Below are 24,007 nucleotides of genomic sequence, written 5' to 3' on the forward strand. Positions count from 1 at the left end.
CTATGTTAGCGTCGAAAATGTGCTTTAGGCAATCAGTTTTTTGAAACCGGTAATTCGGGAGAATCGCGGAAAAATTAAGCATTACCTTCCAGACTTTCCTCTGACTTGAAGGGCTTCCAATACCATTGCTTCGCTGTGGACAACATTGTCCCAAGGTCTTGGGCAACCAGAAGAGTGCAAGGTATGAGGAACAAGGTGATAACAGTGGCGAATACGACGCCGAATCCCAGAGATACGGCCATGGGTATGAGGAACTGGGCTTGCAGGGAGGATTCCATCATAAGCGGAAGCAAACCAACGAATGTTGTTAGGGAGGTAAGAATGATGGGGCGAAATCGTTTACCTCCGGCCTCAAAGGCAGCATCGCGGAGACTCATACCAGCTGCCTTTCTTTGGTTTACGAAATCGACCAAGACCAAAGAGTCGTTCACCACGACTCCAGCCAACGCTAGCATTCCGAAGATTGATAGGTAAGAGGGCGTTAGGCCCATGACCATGTGCCCAAGCAAGGCCCCGACGATGCCAAATGGAAGGGCGATCAAGACGAAGAAGGGCTGTGTCATGGATTTGAATGGGATCGCAAGAAGGGCGTAGAGGATGAATAGCAGGGCTAAAGAGCCGATGATGGTGCGACGTCTCGATTCTTCGGCTTCGGCCACATATCCCATCCATTGGAACGACAAGCCTTCCACCTCGTTGCACAGCTCTTGAATTCGAGGCTCGATTTCTTTCGAGATTCCAACGATGTCTACGGTTTCGTCGATCGGCTGGGCCCCGATGCGAATGACTTCAGCTCGGTCGTTTCGCTCTATGTGGGTTGGAGCTTGCGTGAAGGTGACATCTGCTACGGTCGTCAGAGGTACGTCAGCTCCCCGAGGAGTGCGGATTTTGATACGCTCAAAAGTATACAAGGATTCGCGTTCATCTTCGGGCAATCGCACCATGACGCGAACGTCGTCGACGCCCTGCAGTATCCGTTGAGCCTGCTCCCCGTAAAATGCTTGGCGGATTTGACGCGCCAGAAGCTGTTGCGTTAGGCCCAGCTCAGCGGCTCTGGGCTTAAGGGTTACCTCCAGTTCATCTGCCCGAAAGTTAACATTGGCCCAGGCGTTATTGATACCCTCGTACCCCGATAGCATCGTCCGGATCTCGTCAGCGACTATCGCTTTTTCCTCTGAGCTCGGACCGCGCAGTTCAAGATTCAAATTATCCTCGTTATACTCGCCCCCTTGTTGGAGCGTGGACTCGGAATACACTCGAAACGTTCTGGCTTCGGGGATAGGCCCAATGATTTCAGCCCACCGATTGGCGATCACGCTATTGCGCGGTCCCGGCTCGCTTCTACCCTCCGGGGGAACGACTTCCACTTGGACGAATCCCTGAGACTGACTGTATCCTTTACCTGGATACTTAGCTCCAGATACGATAGAAACATTCCGCACCAGCGGTTCGTCCGTTTCCGGATCGACGAACTCGGTTTTAAGCTGATCAACCGCATCGACGATTCTTCTAATGTAGCGGTCTGTGGTTTCCAAGCGGACATCGCCCGGAAGTGCCAGGATGGCTGTGAGGCGAGTGGTATCAACGCTTGGGAAGGACTGAAAACCGAGCCGCCCGCCCATGCAGTAACCGCCCATGAGCAATCCCATGGTTGCGAAAAGGCACAATACCGACCATCGATTGGCTACAGCGAATTTCAGTGCCGGTTGATAGACGCTCTCCGCAAATTGCTCCATGCTATTGGCGACCCGCGTCTGAAAGCGTCCGAACGCATTTTTAGTCGGCTTGATGCGCACGTTTTTAAGGTGCGCTGGCAAAATAAACTTGGATTCGATTAGCGAGAATAGCAGTACCGGGGCAACGATAGGAGGAATTTGCTTTGCGAAATCTCCCCAGACGCCTTCGAAATAGAGCAGGGGTAAAAAGGCGACTGCGGTTGTTATGACACCGAAGGTAACAGGCACGGCCACCTGTTTCGTCCCCAGTATGCTGGCCTCAGTCGGGTCCATGCCGGTCTTGAGTTGGGAATAGACATTTTCGCCTGTAATAATGGCATCATCGACAACGACCCCCAGTACCAGAATATAGCCGAAAAGGCTCATGATGTTTGCCGTCACCCCAAAGAAGGGCATGAGCAAGACGCCGCCGGCAAAGGAAATCGGGATACCCAACACGACCCAGAAAGCAACCTGCGGACGCAGAAAAATGCCCAGTATGATCATGACGAGGATACTTCCCTGAAAGAGGGAAGTAACGAGCGTATCCAAGCGGCCGCGTATGCTTTGGGACTCGTCTTTCCAAATGTGCAGTTCGACGCCATTCGGAAATCGATTGTGGGCGGTGTCTACGTATTTCCGCACCTTGTCAGAGATGCCGATGGCACTCTCTTGTCCAATCCGCATGACTTCTACATAGAGAGCCGGCTTTTCGTTGAATTCGACGTATTTGGTGCCGCCTTCGAAACCATCGATGATCGTGGCTACCTCTCCTACGAGGACATCAGCCCCGTCTTTCGAGCGGATGGGAATTTTGGAAAAATCCTCTTCGGTGTATGCTTGGCCCCGGGTCCTGACCGTTAAGCGCCCGCTTCGGCTTTGAATAGTGCCGGCGGGCATATCGATAGAATTCCGGCGAATGGCGTCGGCTATCTGCTGGAAGGTCAGTCCATAGGATCGGAGTTTCCGCTCATCCGCTTCGATCGAAATCTCACGAGCACGGTCTCCTTGAATGTTGATTCTGCTGATGCCCGGCATCTCCAGAAGATCATCTTGAACTTGGCGAGCGGCTTTGAGGAGGTCGTGGTCGCTCAAATGCCCCGAAACCGCGATCGTGAGTACCTCTCGCGAGTTTGCCGATTCCGGTATGAAAATGCGGGGCGGTTCGGTTTCAGCAGGAAATGTGTTGATGGTATCAACTGCGGCTTTGACGTCGTCCATCAAGCTGCGCAAATCTACACCGTCTTTGGCTCGCAGGTAAAAGCGGGCTCGCCCGTTGCCGCCGTCGGCGTTGAGTTGCTCAATTCCTTGGACTCTTTCCAAGGCGGTTTCAACCGGGATCAAGATGGCTTTTTCGATATCCTTGGGAGTCGCTCCTCGATATCTCATATCCATCATGACAAGGTCCCAGCTCAGAGCGGGAGTCACTTCCAGCGGGATTTTGAAGAAGGCGGTGTACAAGCCGGCAAGGAAAATGCCAACCATGAGAAAGTTGGCGGCGATTCCATTTTTCGTGAACCAGCTTATCATACCGACTAATTCTGTTTTTCTTTTGGTTTGCTTGAAACGCCCAACGCTTCGAGCCATGCTGATTTCGTTAGGGCGTCGGGATTGATGTCTGGAAGAATTTCTACCTGGCCTCCCTCTGGGGCATAGCTCAGCTTTGTAGTGGCCATTAGCATACCATCTGGAATATCTGGATCGCGAATGATAACATGGTCTTCGTCTGCCCAGATTGCCACTATGGTACGATTATGCAGGGTCATTTTATCGGGATCCACTAAGTAAACTTGATCCAGGCGCTTCACGCCTAGTCTGGGGAGAGGCATCACGTTTTCCAGAATTTTTCCGGAGATGGAAGCGGTAACCGGTTGCCCAATACGCAAGGGTGGCTTGCCGGAATGCAGTCCGAACGGATCGTCTACCTTGGCGATGGCGAAGAGTTCCAGCGAACTGGCGTCCAAGGCACCCTCGGTGCGGACGATTTCAGCTTTCCAGAGGGCCCCGTTTCCCGGGTTCAGGCTGTCGCTCAGTTCTACGTCTACAGGCGGGTCGCCTAGGTTTTCGGGTAACGCAAGTAGCGGTAGATCCTCTGTAGAGATAGGAAGGCGAACTTCGGCATAGTCGGAGGCGAAGATCGTGCCGAGGGTGGAATTAATGCGGATAGCCTGGCCGAGGCCGACAGAGCGTTGGCGGACGCGGCCATCGAACGGGGCACGTATGCGAGCACGTTCCAAATCGCGTTGGGCCCGATCTAGTTGGGCGTTGGCGGATTTGACGTTGGCTTCGGCTTGCTTTAGCTGAGGAATACGCAGCACAAGCGGGTCGGGCTGTTCGTCCTCTTTCGAACTCAGGCGTTGCCAGTTTTGGCGGGCTTGGTCGGACTGGGCTTTTTCCAAGGCGTAGGAAGAAGTGGTCCGGGCTACTTGCGCTTCGGCATTGGCCAGGGTTGCTTCGAAGTCGGCGGTGTCCAACTCCACGAGGACGTCTCCTTCGCTGAAAAAGGCTCCGTCTTCGAAGTTGGGGCTGATGCGAACGATGCGTCCAGCCACTTCAGAATTGAGCGTGATCTGATCGTGGGGGCGGACGTTGCCTTGACTTGTTATGCGGGTAGGGTATCTTTGGGAGGCCAGCTTGACCACTTGGGTTTTAATGGGTCGCGGCTCGGCTTTTCCTTTTTTGGTTTCCTCGGGTTCGACGGACAGAGTGAGATAGCCGAAAACGCCAATCGCCAGGATCAGAATGGGCGGAAGGAGGCGTACGAGAACAGAGAAAAGGTTTTTTGGGTTCGAAGGGTCGGATGCGCGGTAACCTTGCTCGCTTTGTGACGAGGTATCTTTCGGTTGAGAGCTGCTTTCTGGCGAGGGCATGTGCAGGGTGATCTAAAAGAGAAGTGCGTAAGCTAGGGGTGACTCCGGGACTCGAATTCTGGTTGAGATAATTACGATAGAATACTGTTTTTAGGACACATCGAAAACGCTCGAATCTTCTTTCAGTCGATATGTCGGTTTTTATTAGTAAGAGCTGACCCTACGGCTTTGCCATTGCTTCGGCTTCTTTACGGGTTATGATGCCATTTCCGTTGCGATCGAGGGTGTCGAAGTATTGCCCTTTGTATTCTTTGCGCGTGAGGCGGCCGTCTCTGTTCTGGTCTGCACGGAAAAGGCGGGCAAAGCGTTCAGTGGGCGTGAGATTGGCTCCGCTGCGAGTTTGAGGCTTAGCGGCGGTTTTGAGTTTACCGCCAATTTCGGCGTTGGTCCGGTCCTGGCGAATCCAGCGAGGCGTCTCCATCTGTTCGCTCCAGGCGGTATAGATGGTTCGCGTTTCCTTTAGCTTTTCTGGGTTGCGTTTGGAAAGGTCTCTTTTCTCCCCAATGTCATTGGCGAGATTGAAAAGCATTTCAGGCTGACCACGCATTTTTACGAGTTTCCAATCTCCCACTCGAGCGGCGTGTTGGGTTCCTGCTCGCCAGAAAAGGTTCTGATGGGGCCTCCCTGTTTGATGTCCGTTCAAAAATGGGATAAGGTCTTTGCCATCGAGGGGGTTTTTAGTTGGCAATTGAGCACCGGCGGCGACAAGAGAAGTTACGTGTACGTCGAATCCCATGACGGGTTTTCGGTAGGTTTCGCCAGCTGGAATTTTTCCAAGCCACTGCATGGCGAAAGGAACTCGGATGCCTCCTTCGAGCATTTGCCCTTTGTACCCACTTAGTGGATCGTTTCTCGAAGTCGTTTGAGTCGTGGGTCCACCGTTGTCGCTGTAAAAGAAAACGAGCGAACTCCCTTCTTGGCCGAGATCGCGCACTTTGGTCATTACACGTCCAATCGCGTCGTCTAGGGCGGATAGCATTCCAGCGTAGGTCTTGCGTTTCTTGTCTTTGATGTCTGGAAAACGGCTCTCGTAACGCTGGGTTGCTTCGAGAGGCAAGTGGACCGCATTGAATGAAAAGAAAAGGAAGAATGGTTTTTCGCTTTTCCGGTTTTGTTCAATAAACTCGACGGACTCCCGAGCGAAAGCGTCTGTGAGGTACTCCGATTCGTCATTGTATGGCAGGCCGTGGCGAAACATTTGATGATTCTGGCGAGGGCCATTCGGATAGAATGTTCGGGCGCCGCTGTGGAAGCCATAGGTGTACTCGAATCCACGTTCATGTGGACGGAGGCCTTCCTTAAAACCAACATGCCATTTCCCAACCCAGCAGGTGGCATAACCGACTTCCTTCAGTCTTTCCGCCAGTGTGGGAACTTCGCGTGGTATGCCGAAATTGGGAGCGGAATACTCTTCGGGGCCAGAATTGTTCTCAAACCCGAATCGGTGTTGGTACATTCCAGTAAGCAATCCCGCTCGGGAAGGAGAGCATATGGGATGATTCGCATAACCGTCCGTAAACTTGACTCCTCGTGCAGCGATGGAATCGATATGCGGTGTGGGAATGTCATCACAACCGTTGAATCCAATATCATTATAGCCGAGGTCGTCGGCTAGAAATATGATGATATTTGGCTTCTTGGCAAATACGCTGAGACAAGTAATCGCCGTCAAAAAAACAATGCCTTTGAAAAACCAAAGACATCCCAGCGATTTTTGGATCTGCTGTTTCATCGGCTTTGTTGGGCTACCTGTGGCTCCGATGCCTGTGCTGGTTGCAGAAAGGATTCGCTGAGGACGATTTCCTTGATTAAAGTATGAAACTGGAATTCGTCGTCGATGGTTGCTTGGGCGATTTGGTCGAGTGAGGGAGAATCGGCGATATCGAGCTCGCGACCGAGTGCAAAGGAAAGCACGTGGGCTGCGAAAGCTCGGGTGAAGCGCTCTTTCTCAGCAAGGATAGCGTCTTTGAATTCAACGATATTGTGGAATGCGTGCTTCCGGAAAAGCTTTCCGGAGGTATTAACGATGCGACCGTTCTCGTATTTTTCACGCCAAAGTCCTGCTGGGCCGTAATTCTCTAAAGCGAATCCTAGGGGATCGATTCGATTGTGGCAGCCGGCGCAATCCAGGTTTTCCCTATGAACATCCAACCGTTCGCGCAGAGTGAGCGATTCGATGTCTACTTCATCACTCTTCTCCGGCAGTGGGGGGACGTCCGCAGGGGGCGGTTCTGGCGGGTTGTTGAAGATGACGGATGCGATCCAGGCCCCTCGAGTGATCGGTTTGGTTCGGCTGGCGCTGGAGGTCATTGTCATAACCGCAGCGTTTGTAATGACGCCACCTTGACGCCGGTCTTCAAGTAGCACCCGTTCAAAGGGAACCTGCACGACTGGCGCTGACATTCCACTGGATCTGCCCCCTTCCTGGTACCAGGTTTCAAGAAATTTACTCTGATAACTGTAGGTGGGGTCAATGAGCTCCAAGATGGATCGATTCTCAATTAGAATGGTCTCGAAAAGAAGGAGCGGCTCGAGCATCATATGCATGCTTCCCCGGTACTTAAAATGATAGAACCCCGGCCAGGTATCTCGATCGGGGGTGGATGTGATGATCCGATCGAGCTGCAACCACTGTCCGGGAAAACTGTCGCAAAACCGTTTCAATCGTTCGTCCCGAAGCATTCGCTCGACTTCGGTGACCAGCGTTTTGGGGTTACTCAATTCTCCATTGACCGCTTTTTCTAAAAGAATGGGGTCGGGTATGCTACCCCAAAGAAAGTAGGAAAGCCGCGATGCGAGGGCGGTATCCATGGCTGCGTTCATTTTGCCCTCAGTGACCGGTTGATCCCGCAAGTAGAGAAACCGTGGCGAGGCCAAAGCGGCTGAAGCCATCATTTTCATTGCATCCGTGTAGGTCTCACCTGATTGGATACGTTGTAAGGTGCTTTCAGCGTAGCGATTCAAGGTAGATTCATCTACCGGCTCACGAAACGCCCGAGTAAGAAACGAACGTAGTCGATTACTGATAACGATTGAGAGATTCTCACTAGCGGCGGGAGGAGTGAAAAATGAATGCCACACCCCGCAAGTATCTTCGTTGAAGTCGTCGCTTTCGACAATCGAGCGGCTGAGCTTCAAGAATGATTCCATGAGCAGCGGTGAAATAGATAAGTGGTCGGCTTGGTTGTCGTAGCCATGTTCTGCTCGGAGGTCTTGAGGGAAAGGGCCGACCCCGGCTAGTCTCGGTTCGATCATCTGGGACTTCCCCAGTGGTCGGCTACCTGCCTTTAGGGACGATGGCATGATCCCTGTCTGTGGTTTAAAGTAGTTGCCGTACTCCCGCAACATACGTTCCGGAAGCGTAAAGACTTCCACGTTGAGCTCGAACAAGTCCTGGACCGCGTTATTGTATTGAAAGCGGTTCATGCGCCGAATCGGGGTTTTAGGAAATGAGGTGCGAGCGGCAATCGCCTCTTTCATCAGTGCTTGCAGCTCAGCGATTATCTCCTGTCTCGACTCCGCTGAAAGAGGAGGTTCTTCCTCTGGCGGCATTTCTTCGAATTCGAGGACGTCGATGAGATCCTGAATGCGGTGGGGGGTTCTCAGTAAATCGTCTGAATTCGAAATCTCCAATAAGTTTAGATCCCCTTTTATTTTGTCATCTTTGCCGTGGCATTTGATGCAATTTTCTGCGAGGGCTGGAAGGAGCGTTTCGTTGAAGCCTTCTGCGGCATTAACAAAGGGAGTCATCTTTGCTCCGATTACGAAGAATACGAGTAATCTAGGGACGTCACATATGATGCCTGCAGGGGTTGCTATTTGTTTGATTGGAATTAGCATGCGATTCAAAGTACGAGTAACGAAGTGCCCGATCTGCCTTGGCTTGATTCTGGGGTAGGTGGGGCTAAAGTGACCCTCACACAAAAGGGCTGTATTGGATGCTTTCAAATCAAAAATGTGGATGGTCTGGAGTCGCATCATCACCTCAGTTCCTAATGGGGCTAAACTTTGGATAAGCCGCGATCACTATTGCTTGCTCTTGAGTGAGAAATTCGTAGTTAAAATAAAGACTTAACCCCTTATGGCTACCCTCTTAATCTATGCAATCCCATCCTTTATTCTTATCCCGTGCCATGTGCGAACGATTATCAGTAATTAATTCGAGTTTCGTTACGATTGTTCTCACTTGCCTCGTCTCATTTTCATTCGCCGCTCCTACCAAACCTAATGTTGTGCTTTTAGTCTCGGACGACCAAGGCTGGGGGGACGTGGGATACCACGGGGGTGAGATGTCGACTCCCAATCTCGACCAGCTCGCCAAGGACGGAATGGAACTGAACCGATTTTATGCTTACCCGATTTGCTCACCCACTCGTACCTCACTCCTGACGGGTCACATTTCGATGCGTCACGATATATTTTCGCCGATACCAGCCAACTTGACGATACCTCACGACGAGCAGCTTATGAATCAGGCTTTTAAGGAAGCGGGCTACACGACTATGACGGCGGGCAAGTGGCATTTAGGCATGACCCATGTCCGCGATCTTCCGATTAATCGTGGTTTCGACCATACCTACGGATCACTGAGAGCAGGGCCGGACTTCTGGACGCACGGGCGAGGTGAGCAAAAAGATTGGGCCCGTAATGGGAAAACCGTCTTTGAAAATGGGTATGTGACCGATTTGTTTGGCAACGAAATCAGTCGCCTGATCCGCGATCGCGATCCCTCCAAACCCTTTTTTTCCTATGTCGCGTTCACTGCGCCCCACACCCCCCTGCAAGCACCTCAAGAGTACGTCGACAAGTATGCCCACATCGAAAATGGGGATCGCCGCATTTATTGTGCGATGGTGGAAATCTTAGACGTAGCGATCGGCAACATTCTCAAGGCGATCGATGACGAAGGAATACGAGACAACACGATAGTGATTTTCTTTTCGGACAACGGTCCGACTACAGTCGGGGATAGCAGTGGTTTCCGAGGACAAAAAGGTCTGGTATACGAAGGTGGCACTCGCATGCCCGCTATCATCCGTTGGCCGGGTAAAATTCCTGCGGGCGTCCGCAGCGAGCAGCCTATGGTGGTTTACGACTTGTTTCCGACATTCGTTGAGGCTCTGGACCTTAAGACAAATCTGAATACGCCTTTTGACGGTGAGAGCTTATGGGACGTCCTTAAAACGGGTGGAAAGCGTGAGCGTAAAACCGATATGGTTATCGGCAATGGAACGTCCTATTCAGTGCATTCGGGCGACTACAAGCTGGTACACTCGAACATTAATAGAAACACGCCTAATTCGCCTCCGGAACTTGTCGAACTATTTAAGATTTACGATGACCCGAAAGAAACGACTAATGTCGCTGATACCCATCAGGATGTAGTCGAAAAAATAATGGTCAACAACGCTGTATTTGCAGATATGGTACGCAATGCTCCTTTTCGTGAAGGGCGTCGAGGACGAGCAGCTCGAATTGCGAGAGGCGATGGCGGCCAGAGTGGGCGGCCTGGAGTTGGCACTGCGGGTGGACAAGGTGAAGGGCGCGTTGCCTCCGGTGGTCGACTGGGAGGACCCGCCGCTGGCGGACGAACTGCAGGTGGCAGGCCTGGAGGCGGTGCGGGTGCTCCTGCAGGACCTCCGATTGCTCGCGATACCGATGGGAACATTATCCATCTGCACGAATCGCTTCCCAGGGGATAGAGTGATTAGCGATTAATAGGTCCAGCGTTTGCGCTGCACCGTGGTAGCTCTGGCGTTTTCGTAAATTGATGAAAACTGCGTTAGTTGCGAGATGTCGACTTTGGAATTAGGGCTTTGGTAAATAGTAAGCTCAACAAAGTTGCAATACCTAGAAATCCCGGTGACGAATCGGGGACCGAATGCGTTTCAATCGTTTCGATTGAACCGTTGTCCAATGCTGAGAATGAAACGCGATTATGTGGAGCTTGCCGGCCATGATGTGCTTTATGAGCTTTCGTTGGGCGGTCTCGGGCGATATCTCCCAGTGTCGATTATGTCCCCACTAAATAACGACATCACCCTAATCGGGGTTCTCGCTAGATAGGCCTTGTTTTGGATCGTCAAGGGTTACTGACATCAGTCTTATGTCTTTATCAGTGGCTTCAAGTTGCACCGCAATTTCATGGCCTATAACATTGTCATAGGCCTCCGCTTGGCGTGGCTGTCGTTCGTCCCAGACGAGTACGTTCACCGCTTCGCAATTAGCGAGGTCAGTCAAAGCTATTTGAGCGAAGGTATCCGACACAAAGGAAAATCGATATACGCGAATGGATGTAATGTGGGTATCCTTTTGACATAGGCTTCTTCTGGGGATTAATTGTTCAGAAGATGCGGATACTTACTACGATACTGCTTTTCACATTGTCGCATACAAACCAATGGGGCGCCCCCATCGAGCGAATCGCCTTTGGCTCATGTGCAAAACAGAATAGGCCCCAGCCGATTTGGAATACCGTTCAAGCCTTTCAGCCAGAGTTGTGGATCTGGACGGGTGATTGCTATTATGGGGATAGCGTGGATTCAGAAGTCCTTGCGGCCAAGGCTTCTAAGCAGAAGCTAGTCCCAGGATACGTGGGTTTAAGAGACTCGTGTGCAGTGATTGGAGTTTGGGACGATCACGACTACGGAATTAATAATGGAGGAGTGGAGTACCCAGCCAAAGAAATCAGCCAAAAAGCGTTTTTGGATTTTATTGACGAGCCGGTGAGCAGTGACCGGCGATCTCAACAAGGCATATATTGGGACTATGAATACGGTGAGGATGATCAGGAGATTCAGGTGATTTTACTCGATGTCCGTTATTTTCGGGATTCGCCCAAGGCTTCGGATCCAGATGTGCTCGGAGAGGCGCAATGGACCTGGCTAGAGAAATGCCTAGATCGGAGCGAAGCCTCAGTACATTTCATCGTTTCGGGAATTCAAGTGCTGCATGAGGATCACAAGTACGAGAAGTGGGCAAATTTTCCGGCATCGAGAAATAGACTTCTCAATCTTGCGACCGAAAAAGCAAAAGGCCGAGTGGTGTTCCTCAGCGGAGACCGTCACATCGGCGAGTTCGCTCGTATGGAATACGGTCCTTCCCGTAAAGAGCTAGTCGAAGTCACTTCAAGTAGTTTAACGCATTCTTGGAACACTTTTCCGGGAGAGCCAAACCGGCACCGTATTGGGAAGGTGTATTCTGAGAATAACTTCGGATCGATCGAGCTGGATTGGGAAAAAAGAGAGCTTTTCCTAGGCTTACGAGGGCTAAAAGGGGAAATGGATCGTTCGATGCATTTGCCCTTCGATTGAGGAGGAAGGGGAATTGGCAGTAAAGTGGTGTCGCCCGAAACTCGCGGACTCATGTCAATATAGAACCTAGCGAACCCAGGTTTTCCGAATCCGTTATTCGTCGGGTGCGGTATAGTGGCGGGTCAGCGTATCAAGAATTTCACTGCGAACGACTTCGGGGTCGATTTTGCCGAGTTTACGATAGAGAACGTGACCTTCCTGATCAATGAGGATGGAATAGGGAACCGGTCCAGGCCATTCGGGATCGAGGGCGTCCGCCAGCTCGTCCATATTCGTGCCGGTGTAGAGGTAGTTGTTGGTCGAGCGACCTTCGGCCTCGACTGACTTGCGAAGCTTGTCACTCATGATGGCGCGATGCTTGCCCAAAAAGGCCTTGGCTTTTCCCATTTGGCTAAGCTGATCCAGGCTGATGGTAATGAGTTCGAATTCGCGTCGGCTGAATTTCCGAGCAATAGCGGTTAAGTCGGGAAACTCCTCTACACAAGGAACGCACCAAGTCGCCCAGATATTGACCAGGCGTACTTTCTCGGTACCGTTTTTACGCAATGCGTCAATGCCTGCGGCGTCGATTTTCTCTATGGTTGCTTCAATTGACTGCCATTTCTGCTCCTCTTCCACTACATGCTGGTTGCGCTCTTTCCATTTGGTAGAGCAACCATGGGGGCGGGTCGTTTCAACGTGTACGGGATTTCCCGCAAGCAGCGCTTCGACTGCGTTGCGAGCATCGGGGTGCTTCACGGTTGTGGGATCGGGAAAGCGGGAATCGTCGAAGCGTCCATTGTAGCGTAATTTTCGTTCCTTGTCGAAAATAAGAACATGTGGAGTGGCGAGACAACCATAGGCCCGGGCGGTGACTTGTGCGTCACCGTCGAAGAGGAAAGGGAACGTCCATCCGTAATCCTCAGCGTATCTTTTGGAGTCTGCGAAGGTCTCATCGTAGTCCGTGTGACCAAACTCATCGGGCCGCAATCCGGAGGAGTGGTTAGGGTTGATGGCGACGAAGGCGAAACTCTCGTCCTGAAAGTCTTCAACGAATTCCAGTACTCTCCCCATGGCTCCGTGCGAGGTCGGGCAGTGGGTCCCCGTGAAGTAGACCACAAGAATGTCCGGTCCGGCAAAGTCGGAAAGCGAGTATTGTTTCCCGTCAATTCCAGGCAGATTGAAGTTAGGGGCGGAATCTCCAATGTGTAGCGTCGTGAACCCGTCGGGTAGACCTTTGGCATCCACAGCGAAGGCGCTTGTGCTAGCGATCGAAATGAGGAGTAAAGTAGGGGCGAGGATTTTGATGAGTCTCATTGGGATGGATTGGGAAGGTTCATCGAGTTGGTGGGCGGACCAAGATTTTTTAGCGCTGAGAAGTAAATCGGGGCTCTACCTTCACATCCATAACTCTTCGATGACGCCTGTGCTGTCGCCATGGGACTCTGCCCCGATGCCAGTGCCTTTAAGGAGGCTTAGCCATAGATTACACAGGGGCGTTTTTGCATTTTCCATTACCAGGTGGCGACCATGTTTTACACCTGCAGCGCCACCGGTAATTATTGTGGGGCAATTTTTCAGGTAGTGGATGGATTCAATGTTGCTTCCGTAGCTGAGTGATATGTTGTCAAACAAGCTGCTTCCATCGGCTTCCTTAGTCCCCTTCAACTTGTCTATCAGATATGCGAGGAGCTGGGTCTGTTTTTCATCCCGCATCTCGGAAACGCTTAGCCTCGAGCCGTTCGTATAGTGGCTCATATTGTGCCCGGTGATGGTTGCTCCGAGGCTTCGAATGAAGGTATCCACAGGTTGGCGATAAGTCATGACGCGGGTCGCGTCGACTTGCATTGCGGCCACCATGATATCGTACATCAATTTAACTTCTTCATAGCCCTCAATCTCTCCCTGCGGCTCATTGATTGGGTCAGCAGGACGGATTTTAGGAACATCAAGCCACTGCTCTTCCTTCGCCAGTCGCGTCTCGATTTCACGAATCGACTGGAAATACTCATCGAGTTTATCTGTGTCGTTCTTGCTCAGGTTTCCATTCATGCTTCGGGCGTTGTCCAGAACAGTGTCGAGCACACTGCGTTTCTGCTTCAGCATGGTTTGCCTTTCTTCTAGAGGTGTGTTGTCATCGGAGAACAGTTTGTGGTAGGCGGCGACGGGCGTGTTTAATCCGGCGATAGGTTTGCCTTGCCGGTTCCATGACATGGATAATCCGGGACCGTGGCCAGAGTCCTCCGCCCGATCGCAACCCAGCTGAATAGAAGTGAAGCGGGTTTCTTTTCCGAGTGTTTCTGCAGCTACTTGGTCAACGGATACGCTGTTGTAGAAGCTCTGTCCGGGCTCCGCATAACGATTAGCGCCAGTCAGATAGAAAGTGCTGCCCCAGTGGGCTTCGCTCGAAAACTGATTGGTCAGATTCTGAATAATGGTGAGGTCCTTTTTGTGCCGCTCTAGCGCTTTTAGGCCTTTCGGAAGATTGTAGTTTGAACCAATTGTATTTAAATCTGGATACCAAGACTCTTTTGTGACTCCCCAGCCGAAGCCGAGAAACATCATTCGTTTAGGAGGAGCGGCCACTTTCGCTGCAGCAGCAAACGCCGAGCTACCCAGTGATTCGAGGAATGGTAAAGCGATTAATGCGGAGCTGCTGCGAAGAAATGTTCGTCGTGTTTGGGTCAGTTTAGAGTAGTTCATTGACTGAAAGAATTAATTAATGATGGTTTGCGAATCATGAGAATGGATACGGATAAAAAGTTTTTACAGGTCTTTCTCGTTTCATGAAACGGGTGTGATTTGTTGGAAAAATATTTCTCACTTTTGTTGAAATTGTTCGGATTGAACGAGAGCATGGATGAACGTCCGAGACTGGTATTCACTGGATTTAGCCTCCGATAGGATCTCTTGGGCCAAATCATAGTCGGTAAATCCATACGGTCGACCGAGACCATATTCAATGAGGGATTCGGTGAGCCCAAGAGCAAACGAGTCACCCTTCTCTGCGATCCGGTCCCTTAGCTCGAAGAAGTCGTTGAAAGGAGTTTTGTCAGGGAGAGTGCCACTGGGGTCGATGGGGGCCCAGGAATCCTCCTCATTCTTCTTCGTCGCGATGATTCTCTCCATTGACCGCCACTTGCCGGCAGCATCAAAATTTTCTAAACCGTATCCAATTGGGTCAATTTTTTGGTGACACTGGGCGCATTGGGGCTCTTCCATATGAACAATTTGCAGTTCGCGGGCGGAGAGTCGCTTTTCTGACAGTCGACTGAGTTGCGGTACATTGGCCGGTGCCGGGGGAGGTGGATCATTGAGTAGTTTTCGCATGACCCAAGCACCGCGTTCTACGGGTGATGAGCGCTCGCCATCAGAACCCATAGCAAGTACTGCAGCGGTACCAAGCAGTCCACCTCTGGGTGAACTATCTGGCAAAGAAACTTTTCTGAAATGGCGCCCCTTTACACCCTGTATATCGTAGTATTCAGCCAAAAGGTCGTTAATCACAACGAAGTCGGACTTGAGTAAATGCTTTATGCTCAGGTTCTCATCGAAGAGTGTCTGGATTGTGTGGTAGATCTCGTTTCGAGCTGCGTCTTTGGCACTGTCATCAAATTCAGGATATAATTCGTAGTTGAATTGGAAGAAATTGAGTCGATCCATATGGAGCCATTGGCTCGTGAACCCGCTGACGAAGTGCCAGGCTTTAGAATCCGAAAGCATTCGGTTGGTTTGGTGCTCCAACGCCATTGAATTCTTGAGCTTTCCCGCTTTGGCGACTTGGTATAGCTCGTCGTCAGGCGGGGCGCTCCAGAGGAAATAGGAGAGCCGGACTGCGAGTTCGAGATCGTTGAGTTCACGCTTTTCCTCACCCGGTTTCGGCTCGTTCAAATAGAGAAAAGCCGGCGAAGCGAGTATGACTGCTAGGGGGTCCACGAGAGCCGTTTTGAAATTGGCTCCAGCTTGGCGCTTATCCCGATAAAGGCTCATCAACTTATCCAGGAAGCTGTCGGTGGGCTCTTGGGTTCTAAACGCTTTTTCGGAGAATCTTCGCAGTATATCCTTGGCGTCTTCATCATTCTCGATTGCGGAAGGTCCTCGATCGAATACGAGCGTTTGAAATTGGGTCAACTTCTCGTTTTGAATTGGTCCTTCCCATTCGAGCCAGTCGATCCAAAGTGCGGGCGGCTCTAGGGGCTCGTCCCGCTGACGAGCATTCCGGAAAACGAAGCGCGCCGCGTCGCGATTGTTGTGCTGCCGCTCTCGAACTCCAATTTTTCGGCTGGACGAGGGCGTAATGGTAATCGGAAACTCGACAATTTGAGGTTCTTCGTATGTGCCGGTTACTTTTCGGTAGTCGAGGATAGCCAATTCTCCGGACCGAGCGCCACTTTCTACCGTTCCAATTTCAAGGAAGCGTCTCCGCATCGGGGCTTCCTCAAACCCGCCTACGCGAGCTCGTATGATATATTTCCCCGGGGGAGCTTCTTTGGGAAGGGTTATGGTATCGGTTATGGCCCCATTCCAGGTCACATAAAACACTGTGCCTGTTTTGGTCTGAGGGAGGGAAAGATAATGGGAGTAGCCGATGCCGTCCCTATTGTAGAGACCCGTTTCGAACTTGACGCGGGCGGCATCGATAAAGCCGAATTCAGACGGTGATTTGCCGGACTCTTTCCACTGCTCCCCTCGTATCTTGGCATCCAGCAGCTTGTTGTATCTATTTTGGATCGTTTTGTTAGTCGCGATCTCGGATTCCTTGAGCACACGGGTTGGTTTAAGGCGCGAGGGCGTTGTCAGCGCGGCGTTTAATGCACGTTTGGCAATGTTTAGGTACTGCTCAAATTGGTCGCTGGAAAAAAAGAGAGCGGAACCCACCGTGTCGAATGAGCCTGTACTCGCGTCCTTGGGAAGCTCTTCCGCTTCGATCGACACGCCAAGCAATTCCCAGATGGTATTCTCGTACTCGCGCCGGTTGAGGCGGCGCATCGTGATAACACCACCGCTGTCGTTGAGGATGTTTCGAGCGGTGACCATTTGATGTGACAGGTCGTCCAAAAAATCGGTCTTCGATTGGGCTTCGGGTTGCGTCTCGTCTTCTGGGGGCATTTCGCCAGAGTTGAGTACGTTGAGAACTTTTTGCCAGAGTTCTGCCGTTGCGAGCGTACTCAAATTGAAGGACAAGTCCTCTAAGTTGACATTGCCTTCCTCGGTAATCGCATCGTGGCAGTCCAGACAGTATTCGTTTAAAAAATCAAAGTGATTCTCAGGCATCACCGCAGTTGGCCCTTCCGACGCGAAGGCGCTGAATCCTAAGCAGAAAGAGGCTAAAATTGCGATTTGCTGGGACAGTATCATTGGGAAAATGAGTGAAAGAGTCTGTTATCAATCTACATCTTAATGGGGCTTTCGCAAGAGTTCTCTCTTAGGACGTGAAATTGGACGATCCCGGATTCTCCAAATTGAATTGCCTAGTAGACCTGGGCCACAGAAGAAAAGGGGTAGAGTCGGTTTGACCTACCCGAGATCCCCCTTCATTGATTAAAGAGAAAATTTATGAAACTTATTCCAGTTATCGCTCTTTTGTTATCGGTAGCCGCACTAGCCATTGCCATCATTAGAAAGGAATCTCCAGCGCTTCTGGAATCCCCTGCTTCGGACTCAGCTCTCCAAGCTGAGGTCGAAGACCTTCGTCAACGGCTTGCCGCTTTGGAAGCGTTGGGTCGACCCGCAGCGTTAGAGGAGACAGAAGCGCCCTTCCTAGAGAAGCGGATTGAAGAGCTAAGCTCTCAACAGCAAGACATCGCGGAGCTTGCATTAAGCATCGATTCGCTGGGTGTTATCGAAACGCAAGAACGCGAGTTGGTAAACGCCTACAATATTCTAGTGGATGAGAGGCGTCCGGCTTGGGAGCGAGCGAAACAAGCCGGATTGCTCAAGCGCTATGGCCAGTTCGATCAGGGAGCCGTCGATTCCATGTGGAAGCTATTTTCAGATCCGAAGAAGCCGTATGACCAGGCAGCCGCGTTGCATGCTTTGAAGGGGCTTGTCACCCGGGAGCATCGCGATGATGTGCTGACTGCGTTGAATTTAGAGGTAGAGAACGGCTTCGAGAACGGTCGATTACGTTACTATGGGATTGAAGCGCTGGAGTCACTGACTCAGGATGCAGAGGTGCGTGATTGGCTAACCTTTATCGCGCAGAATGATCCAGAGCCCAAGATCGCCGGTCGGGCTGCAAAAATGGTCGGCCTGCCACCTCCGGCAGGGGCCTCCAAACGACGTTAGGGAGTGATTTATTTGTCCATCTATTTTTGGGATTGGACATAGGAGAAACGAGCCGAACTTCCCTGCCGGAAGCAACCGTTAGGCTATTTAAAGTTCCTCTTCCTCTTCTTCTTCAGACAAATTAGGATTGATATTATATAAACGACAGAATAAGTGCGTGACGTCATCGAAAATGAGGACAAGGACGGGTATGAGAACCAAGGTAATCGCGGTTGCGAAGATAATGCCCCAGCCCAATGAAATCGCCATCGGGATTAGGAAGGAGGAGCTAGGCTGTGGATCGAACATTAACGGCAGGAGACCGAAGAACGTCGTCAAAGAAGTCAGCAAAATCGGACGAAAGCGACGGACACCCGCAATCCGAACGGCTTCTTCGATAGCCATGCCTTTTTTGATATTCGTATTCATGAAATGGACTAGAATCAAACTGTCATTTACTACGACTCCGGACAATGCCATCATTCCAAAAATGGAAGATTGGTAGAGTCTCGGTTCACCACCGTTCCAACTGAAGATCCAGGCCATCAACCAGTGCCCCATAATTGCTCCAACGACCCCAAACGGAATGGCGGACATTACGATTAGAGGTTGAAAGTAGCTTCTCAGGGGGATCGCCAGAAGGGCAAATATCACGGCCAGAATGAAATAGATGCCAGCGGTCATTTCGCGATTGTTGTCGCGGGCCTCCGCAGCGCGTCCGCGCACGTCGAATCCCATTCCGGGATACTTGGTCGCCACTAAGTTGGGTAGAAATTCCTCGAGGATCCCGACCTCAATGGATTCAACATCCAATTTGTTGGTGTCGCCATCTGCACTGACCTGGATGATGCGATTTCGGTCGATACGACGAATCGAGGGAAGGCTTTTGCCGGGTACCACTTTGGCGACGGTTTCAAAGGGTACCTCCGATCCGCTGGCGGTGCGGATCATCATGTTCTGAAGAGAGGCTAAAGAGCGTCGGTCCTTTTCGGGGTAGCGGACCATGACCCGTACCTCGTCCCGTTCTCGCTGAATTCTCTGCGCTTCTGCTCCGAAGAACGCAGCCCGAATTTGCTGGGCAAGATTGCTCGCGGTAACGCCGAGAAATTCAGCTTCAGGCTTCAGTTCCAAGTTATATTCGTCATTCGCATTTTCGTACGTATCCACAATGTCGTACAGCCCATCATACGACTCTAGATGCCTTTGTAGGTCCGAGGAGGCTTCCTTAAGCAGATCAATGTCCGGGTGAATGAGTTCAAAAGCAAGGGCTCCTCCTGACCCTCCTCGCTCGAAGGAAAAACTCAATCGTTCGGCTTCAGGGATGGGAGGCACCATCTTGCGGAGCTCGTCCGCTAGATCGCGGCTTGTGTACCCGTATTTTTGTGATGGCTCAGCTCCGATTTCGATGACAACCTCCCCTAGTTCATCTATTCCAGCTTGGTTCTCGTCGCTAGTGAAAAAGGTGTTGCCAAAGGGCTGTCCTCCAGCTGTGGCGAAAATATTGGGTATGACCTCTGCCTCGAAGCGTTCGTTGATTTCCTTCTGAAGACTGAGGGCGGCGTTTTCGATGAGCCTCACCTTCTCCAAGGTAGTCTCAAAAGTTGTGCCGGAGGGCATTTGTAGGGCAACGGTGGTCGTATCCCTGGGAACACTTGGCCTTTGGGTGTAGCCAATTCTTTCCCCCATTATTAGTCCGAGAAAGATGAGGAGAAAGCAAACGAAGATGGAAAAGGATGTATAGCGATTGATCAAAGCCCAGTTCAGGGCGGGGCGATAGTATTTAAGTATCGCGTTCTGCAAGCCATCAGAGAAAAAGCGTTGAAATCGGATAAAGGGGTTTTTCGATTTTCCTGAGTCCGGGAAATGGGTACAATGCTTTAAGTGGGCGGGTAAGATTAGTTTGGACTCGACTAGCGAGAAAAGCAGAACAGGTAGGACGACAAGTGGGATATTCTTGAAAAAGGCCCCAGACCGGCCCGACATCAAGCTGAGTGGATAGAATGCCACCATAGTGGTGACGACTCCAAAAAAGACGGGCACCGCTACTTCTTGGGTTCCTTTTATAGCGGCGGTTAACGGTTTGGACCCCCGCTGCATATGCTCAAATACGTTCTCACCCGTAACGATGGCATCGTCAACGACGATTCCGAGGGTTATAATAAATGCCAGCAGAACTACGACGTTGATCGTCACCCCTAGAAAAGGAAGCATAAAGAAAGAGCCTGCGAAGGCGATCGGGATCCCCCAAGCGACCCACAAAGCCAGCGAAGGGCGCAGGAATAGAGCGAGAACGGCTAGAACGAGAAAGAATCCCATCACCGCGCTTTTCGACAATGTGCTAAGGCGTGCCTTGATCCGTTCCGAACTGTCGCCCCAGTAGCCGAGACTAATGCCGGCAGGCAGTTGCTTTTTTTTATATTCTATAAACTCCTTTATCGAGTCTCCGATTTCGATAATGCTTTGTGATCCTGTCCTGAATACATCGATTGCGATCGCCCGTCTTCCGTTGTGTTGCGCGATAATAGGGGTTTCGTCGAACCCGTCGATTACCTTGGCGACGTCCCCGACTTTAATCTTTGCGCCATCATCTCGTACCAGCAAGGTGATGGACGAGAAATCGTCGTAGTTGTACGCCTGTTGATCCGTACGGAGTAAGATGCGCCCTGAGTCGGTTTTTATGCTCCCGGCAGAAAGATCGATAGACGATGTTCGGATCGCTCTCGTAACCTGATCGAAGCTCAACCCGAATTCGCGAAGAGATCGCTCGGATATCTCAATCGCAATTTCGTACGGACGAATCGCCTTGAGCGAGGCGAGGGATACAGCGGGTAGATTGGCCACTTCATCCCGGATCTGCTCGCCCATCAATTTGAGGTCTTTTTCGGTGAGGTCACCGGACAATACCATGGTGATGACTCTCTCAGAATTGGTTCTTAGGCTAATCTGGGGCCGTTCGGCATCGGGAGGAAAAGTCTGAATCGTGGCGACCCGATTGGTTACTTCATTCAGCTTTTCGTTCAGGTCGTATTCCTCTTCAAAATCCAAGACTACACGTCCAATGCTAGAACTAGCCATTGCGTCCATCTCGTCGATGCCTTCAATATCGTGAAGTGCTTCTTCAAGGCGAGTCAGAATCGCTTGTTCGATTTCGCTGGGCGTCGAACCGCGATAGGCAACGGACACGGTTACGGTGCGGTCGGGCACTTCGGGAAAGTCTTGGAGAATAATTCGGTCTTTGAGGGTCCAGATTCCCCCGCCAATTATAGCAACCATCAGTAGGTTAGCGGCTACTCCATTGCGAGCGAACCAGGCGATCATCGTGTTCATGAAATCTTAGGTAGTTGGGGAAATAACGTGTTGGCTAGAAAACTAGAAGTTATCTCTATATCGATTGGAATCTGATTGCATTCAATTTAAATATTCCTGTCCGAATCAAATTGCTGCTCCCCATATTATTCGAGACGACGCCATTCTGAGGAAGAAGGATACCAGAAATCAAGATTCCCCTAAATTACGGTGATCAGTGGGAGGATTTGGCCCGTTGCTTGGATTGATCGAAATGGGCAAGGGAAAGATCGAAGTCTCGCCCCACAATCCTTCCGGCCCTGTGTCCACAGCAGCCAGTCTACATGCAGCCGCTTTGTATCCAGAAAATGTGAAGTCACTTGAATATGCGTTTGATGCCGCACGAACCCGCAAAGCGTACGGGGAACGCGTGGAGGACGGAAACTTGTACCTTAGAGACAAGCCCGGCTGGGGAATCAAAGTCGAGAATTAGTATCGGTTTTTTTCCAGCAGCCTATTACTACTCTAGTTCCTGAGCGAGAATGTTTCGGAAATCGACACTCATTTCGCGCTTGGGGTGCACTTGGATGCCGATAGGGCCCTCGGGAATGATGGTCTCAGAATCGTAAGTCATGACCTGGGTTCCGTTTAGCCAAGTGGTGTAAGTGTTTCCGTTAACTTGTACCTTGATGGTGTTCCAATCGTCGAGCTTTAGGGCTTTGGTACCTGTTTCGACTTGGATGGGATAGCCTTTCCCGGGTATGTAGGGAAGGGCAGTCATGTCCCGCTTTAGACTACCCGACTCGCCAATCTGTATTTGCTCTTTGGTGTCGTGAAGGAAGATGCCCGTATCGATTCGCCCTGAGCCGAATTTGAAGTCTGCCTGAAAGATAAAGTTTCGGTAACTTTTTTCAGTTTGTAGGATGTCGCCCTTTTGTTCGGGGTCGTTGGCAGCGTGAAGAATTCCGTTTTTAACCTTCCAGCAAGCATCTACATTTGCGGTCCAGCCCGACAAGTCCTTGCCATTAAATATGGGTTTGAGCCCGGAGCCATTCTGGGAGCAACTGGCGAATAGGAATGTGAGAAGAAGAAGGAATGAGGATAGAGGTTTCATTGGGTTGAGGTCATTGAACAGGAAATTGCTTTCATGTACAGAAAGAACCCGAAACTTAGAGAATTTGATCCCCACGGTTAGCATATGTATAGGGCATTTGATCCATAGGGCAAGGAGGTAGCCGGTCTTCAACTAACTAGTCTTAAGGTTTATTTTCTTGGAAAATCACTTTTTGCGTTCAGACAAGATGGAATCAAGTCCGGCAAGATTATCTCGGAGACTTTTTTCTGCATCCTGAGTGGGGAGGTGACCTATTATTCCGATAGGGCCATCGTATCCAGAATCAATGATCGCTTGGATCATAGCCTTCTCGTAAATTCCAGAGCCAATAGGGAGGATTTTGTTTTCTAGGGATCCTTTGATGAGAGTATCCTTTTCGGCCATACCATTTAGGTTGAGGCAAAGGAGATAGGGTTTCATCAAACGAAGGTATTCAGAAAACCGGTCCATCTCTTCGTGGCTGTGATGGAAATTGTAGACGATGCCGACGTTGTCATATCCCAAACGGTGCAGTTCGCGGCAAACCGCAATCAGGTTCTCCGGGTGTCCTCCCCAGTTGAGATGATTATAGAGGCCGAATGGGGAACCCAGTTCTTTGGCCCGTTTGGCAAACGGCATCATTCGTTTGGCGGCTGCAGCGACTTTTTCTTTCTGCGAATCTATCTTGGGCGAGGGGCTGATCTTCCAAATCTGAGGCTGAAGCCCGTATTTCTCGAAGAGCTTAAAGGCCTCTTCGTTTTCGTTCCAAAAGGCGAAGTACTCGATGCCGTGTTTTTGGCACTGCAGGATTTCTTCTTCAAACTGAGGATTATCTTGTTGGGTCCAGTTGTAGGCGATGCGTCCCACTCCCAGTTCCGAAAGCATTACGGCTCGTTTTGCCGGGCTGCGGTCCGCGGTATCCCAACGGTGCGCTACGCACCAGGCCACTAGGCTATTCTTCCCAAAATTGGCCGGGAGTTCAGCGAAAATGGAAGGGGTTCCAGCGAAGGCAATTCCTACTACAAAATGTACTATTTTGAATCGGTTGAAAATGGCATTCATTTTATAGACACTACTCGAATGACCGTTCCGCTCAACTCAATACGCTGGGCTCGGTTTTTCGAATCCTCGTTTTCTGCATCAATTTGAGCTTCGTTTTTGAGCATTCAAATCGCCAGATGCGATAATTCGGTTGATTGAAGACTTTTTAGGAGATTGGCACGGATCCGGCTAATGGTAGATCATTCTCGCTTAGCGAGATTTTAGGGTTAGTAAGAATACGAATTGGCGGATCGCTTAGGGGTAGGCGATCCGCCACTCTGCTCAAGGGAGTAGGGAAGCAAATCCTCATCCCTGAAAGAGTGAAATAGTTGGGACAACGGGTCCGATGTGTCGCACTGATAGATATAGTTCGTCGTCAAACTAGGTCTTAACGGCATACCTTTTTGTCGCGATTGAGTCAAAAGGTAAGAGCCAATGCCAGCC

The 24,007-nt window shown here is 50.9% G+C and carries 15 protein-coding genes; 4 read left to right on the forward strand and 11 right to left on the reverse strand.

Translation table 11 applies throughout. The features are described 5' to 3' along the window. Positions 1-74: 74 nt before the first annotated feature. The 4 genes from GA004_RS03715 to GA004_RS03730 form a co-directional block, all read right to left on the reverse strand. Positions 75-3,245 (reverse strand): efflux RND transporter permease subunit, encoded by a 3,171-nt coding sequence (locus tag GA004_RS03715; protein ID WP_283395952.1) that lies wholly within the window; start codon positions 3,243-3,245, stop codon positions 75-77. A gap of 5 nt (positions 3,246-3,250) precedes the next feature. Beyond that, a complete protein-coding gene (locus GA004_RS03720; RefSeq protein ID WP_283395953.1) occupies positions 3,251-4,585 on the reverse strand; it encodes an efflux RND transporter periplasmic adaptor subunit in 1,335 nt (444 codons plus the stop codon). 160 nt (positions 4,586-4,745) lie between these two features. Continuing rightward, positions 4,746-6,317, reverse strand: a complete 1,572-nt coding sequence (locus GA004_RS03725) for a sulfatase-like hydrolase/transferase (RefSeq protein WP_283395954.1) — start codon at positions 6,315-6,317, stop codon at positions 4,746-4,748. Next, on the reverse strand, positions 6,314-8,566 hold the full coding sequence (locus tag GA004_RS03730; RefSeq protein ID WP_283395955.1) for a DUF1592 domain-containing protein: 2,253 nt from the start codon (positions 8,564-8,566) through the stop codon (positions 6,314-6,316). The genes GA004_RS03725 and GA004_RS03730 overlap by 4 nt, the downstream gene beginning before the upstream one ends. 152 nt (positions 8,567-8,718) lie before the next feature. Between GA004_RS03730 and GA004_RS03735 the strand changes: the two genes are divergently transcribed. Continuing rightward, on the forward strand, positions 8,719-10,287 hold the full coding sequence (locus GA004_RS03735) for an arylsulfatase B (protein ID WP_283395956.1): 1,569 nt from the start codon (positions 8,719-8,721) through the stop codon (positions 10,285-10,287). A 340-nt stretch (positions 10,288-10,627) separates the two neighbouring features. On the opposite strand, the gene GA004_RS03740 is transcribed toward GA004_RS03735, so the two are convergent. Further along, positions 10,628-10,825: a hypothetical protein gene (locus GA004_RS03740; protein ID WP_283395957.1), complete on the reverse strand. Its 198-nt coding sequence runs from the start codon at positions 10,823-10,825 to the stop codon at positions 10,628-10,630. Between the two features lie 110 nt (positions 10,826-10,935). On the opposite strand from GA004_RS03740, the gene GA004_RS03745 reads away from it, so the two are divergent. Then, positions 10,936-11,898 (forward strand): alkaline phosphatase D family protein, encoded by a 963-nt coding sequence (locus GA004_RS03745; protein ID WP_283395958.1) that lies wholly within the window; start codon positions 10,936-10,938, stop codon positions 11,896-11,898. A gap of 93 nt (positions 11,899-11,991) precedes the next feature. Here the strand turns inward: GA004_RS03745 and GA004_RS03750 are convergent, their stop codons facing one another. From GA004_RS03750 to GA004_RS03760, 3 genes are all read right to left on the reverse strand, one after another. Continuing rightward, positions 11,992-13,194 carry a redoxin domain-containing protein gene (locus tag GA004_RS03750; RefSeq protein WP_283395959.1) on the reverse strand — a complete coding sequence of 401 codons (1,203 nt, stop codon included), beginning with the start codon at positions 13,192-13,194 and terminating at the stop codon, positions 11,992-11,994. Between the two features lie 81 nt (positions 13,195-13,275). Next, positions 13,276-14,580 carry a DUF1552 domain-containing protein gene (locus GA004_RS03755; protein WP_283395960.1) on the reverse strand — a complete coding sequence of 435 codons (1,305 nt, stop codon included), beginning with the start codon at positions 14,578-14,580 and terminating at the stop codon, positions 13,276-13,278. Positions 14,581-14,697: 117 nt separating this feature from the next. Then, a complete protein-coding gene (locus tag GA004_RS03760) occupies positions 14,698-17,235 on the reverse strand; it encodes a DUF1592 domain-containing protein (RefSeq protein WP_283395961.1) in 2,538 nt (845 codons plus the stop codon). Between the two features lie 198 nt (positions 17,236-17,433). Here GA004_RS03760 and GA004_RS03765 point away from each other — a divergent pair, with 198 nt between their 5' ends. Then, the gene (locus GA004_RS03765; protein WP_283395962.1) at positions 17,434-18,165 is read left to right on the forward strand and encodes a hypothetical protein; all 732 of its coding nucleotides are present in this window, start codon (positions 17,434-17,436) and stop codon (positions 18,163-18,165) included. A gap of 87 nt (positions 18,166-18,252) precedes the next feature. Here the strand turns inward: GA004_RS03765 and GA004_RS03770 are convergent, their stop codons facing one another. After that, on the reverse strand, positions 18,253-21,471 hold the full coding sequence (locus GA004_RS03770) for an efflux RND transporter permease subunit (protein ID WP_283395963.1): 3,219 nt from the start codon (positions 21,469-21,471) through the stop codon (positions 18,253-18,255). Positions 21,472-21,667: 196 nt separating this feature from the next. On the opposite strand from GA004_RS03770, the gene GA004_RS03775 reads away from it, so the two are divergent. Further along, positions 21,668-21,922: an enolase C-terminal domain-like protein gene (locus tag GA004_RS03775; RefSeq protein ID WP_283395964.1), complete on the forward strand. Its 255-nt coding sequence runs from the start codon at positions 21,668-21,670 to the stop codon at positions 21,920-21,922. A 27-nt stretch (positions 21,923-21,949) separates the two neighbouring features. Here GA004_RS03775 and GA004_RS03780 read toward each other — a convergent pair whose 3' ends face one another. Beyond that, positions 21,950-22,543, reverse strand: a complete 594-nt coding sequence (locus GA004_RS03780; RefSeq protein ID WP_283395965.1) for a 3-keto-disaccharide hydrolase — start codon at positions 22,541-22,543, stop codon at positions 21,950-21,952. 165 nt (positions 22,544-22,708) lie between these two features. Then, positions 22,709-23,584 (reverse strand): sugar phosphate isomerase/epimerase family protein, encoded by an 876-nt coding sequence (locus tag GA004_RS03785; protein ID WP_283395966.1) that lies wholly within the window; start codon positions 23,582-23,584, stop codon positions 22,709-22,711. Positions 23,585-24,007: the final 423 nt, after the last annotated feature.

Source organism: Candidatus Pelagisphaera phototrophica (assembly GCF_014529625.1).
Classification (GTDB): Bacteria; Verrucomicrobiota; Verrucomicrobiia; order Opitutales; family Opitutaceae; genus Pelagisphaera; species Pelagisphaera phototrophica.

Excerpts from the sequence above, each read along its gene's own strand:
- GA004_RS03715 (WP_283395952.1), bottom strand. The coding sequence starts at position 3,245 with ATGATAAGCTGGTTCACGAAAAATGGAATCGCCGCCAACTTTCTCATG.
- GA004_RS03720 (WP_283395953.1), bottom strand. The coding sequence starts at position 4,585 with ATGCCCTCGCCAGAAAGCAGCTCTCAACCGAAAGATACCTCGTCACAA.
- GA004_RS03725 (WP_283395954.1), bottom strand. The coding sequence starts at position 6,317 with ATGAAACAGCAGATCCAAAAATCGCTGGGATGTCTTTGGTTTTTCAAA.
- GA004_RS03730 (WP_283395955.1), bottom strand. The coding sequence starts at position 8,566 with ATGATGCGACTCCAGACCATCCACATTTTTGATTTGAAAGCATCCAAT.
- GA004_RS03735 (WP_283395956.1), top strand. The coding sequence starts at position 8,719 with ATGTGCGAACGATTATCAGTAATTAATTCGAGTTTCGTTACGATTGTT.
- GA004_RS03745 (WP_283395958.1), top strand. The coding sequence starts at position 10,936 with ATGCGGATACTTACTACGATACTGCTTTTCACATTGTCGCATACAAAC.
- GA004_RS03750 (WP_283395959.1), bottom strand. The coding sequence starts at position 13,194 with ATGAGACTCATCAAAATCCTCGCCCCTACTTTACTCCTCATTTCGATC.
- GA004_RS03755 (WP_283395960.1), bottom strand. The coding sequence starts at position 14,580 with ATGAACTACTCTAAACTGACCCAAACACGACGAACATTTCTTCGCAGC.
- GA004_RS03760 (WP_283395961.1), bottom strand. The coding sequence starts at position 17,235 with ATGATACTGTCCCAGCAAATCGCAATTTTAGCCTCTTTCTGCTTAGGA.
- GA004_RS03765 (WP_283395962.1), top strand. The coding sequence starts at position 17,434 with ATGAAACTTATTCCAGTTATCGCTCTTTTGTTATCGGTAGCCGCACTA.
- GA004_RS03770 (WP_283395963.1), bottom strand. The coding sequence starts at position 21,471 with ATGAACACGATGATCGCCTGGTTCGCTCGCAATGGAGTAGCCGCTAAC.
- GA004_RS03780 (WP_283395965.1), bottom strand. The coding sequence starts at position 22,543 with ATGAAACCTCTATCCTCATTCCTTCTTCTTCTCACATTCCTATTCGCC.
- GA004_RS03785 (WP_283395966.1), bottom strand. The coding sequence starts at position 23,584 with ATGAATGCCATTTTCAACCGATTCAAAATAGTACATTTTGTAGTAGGA.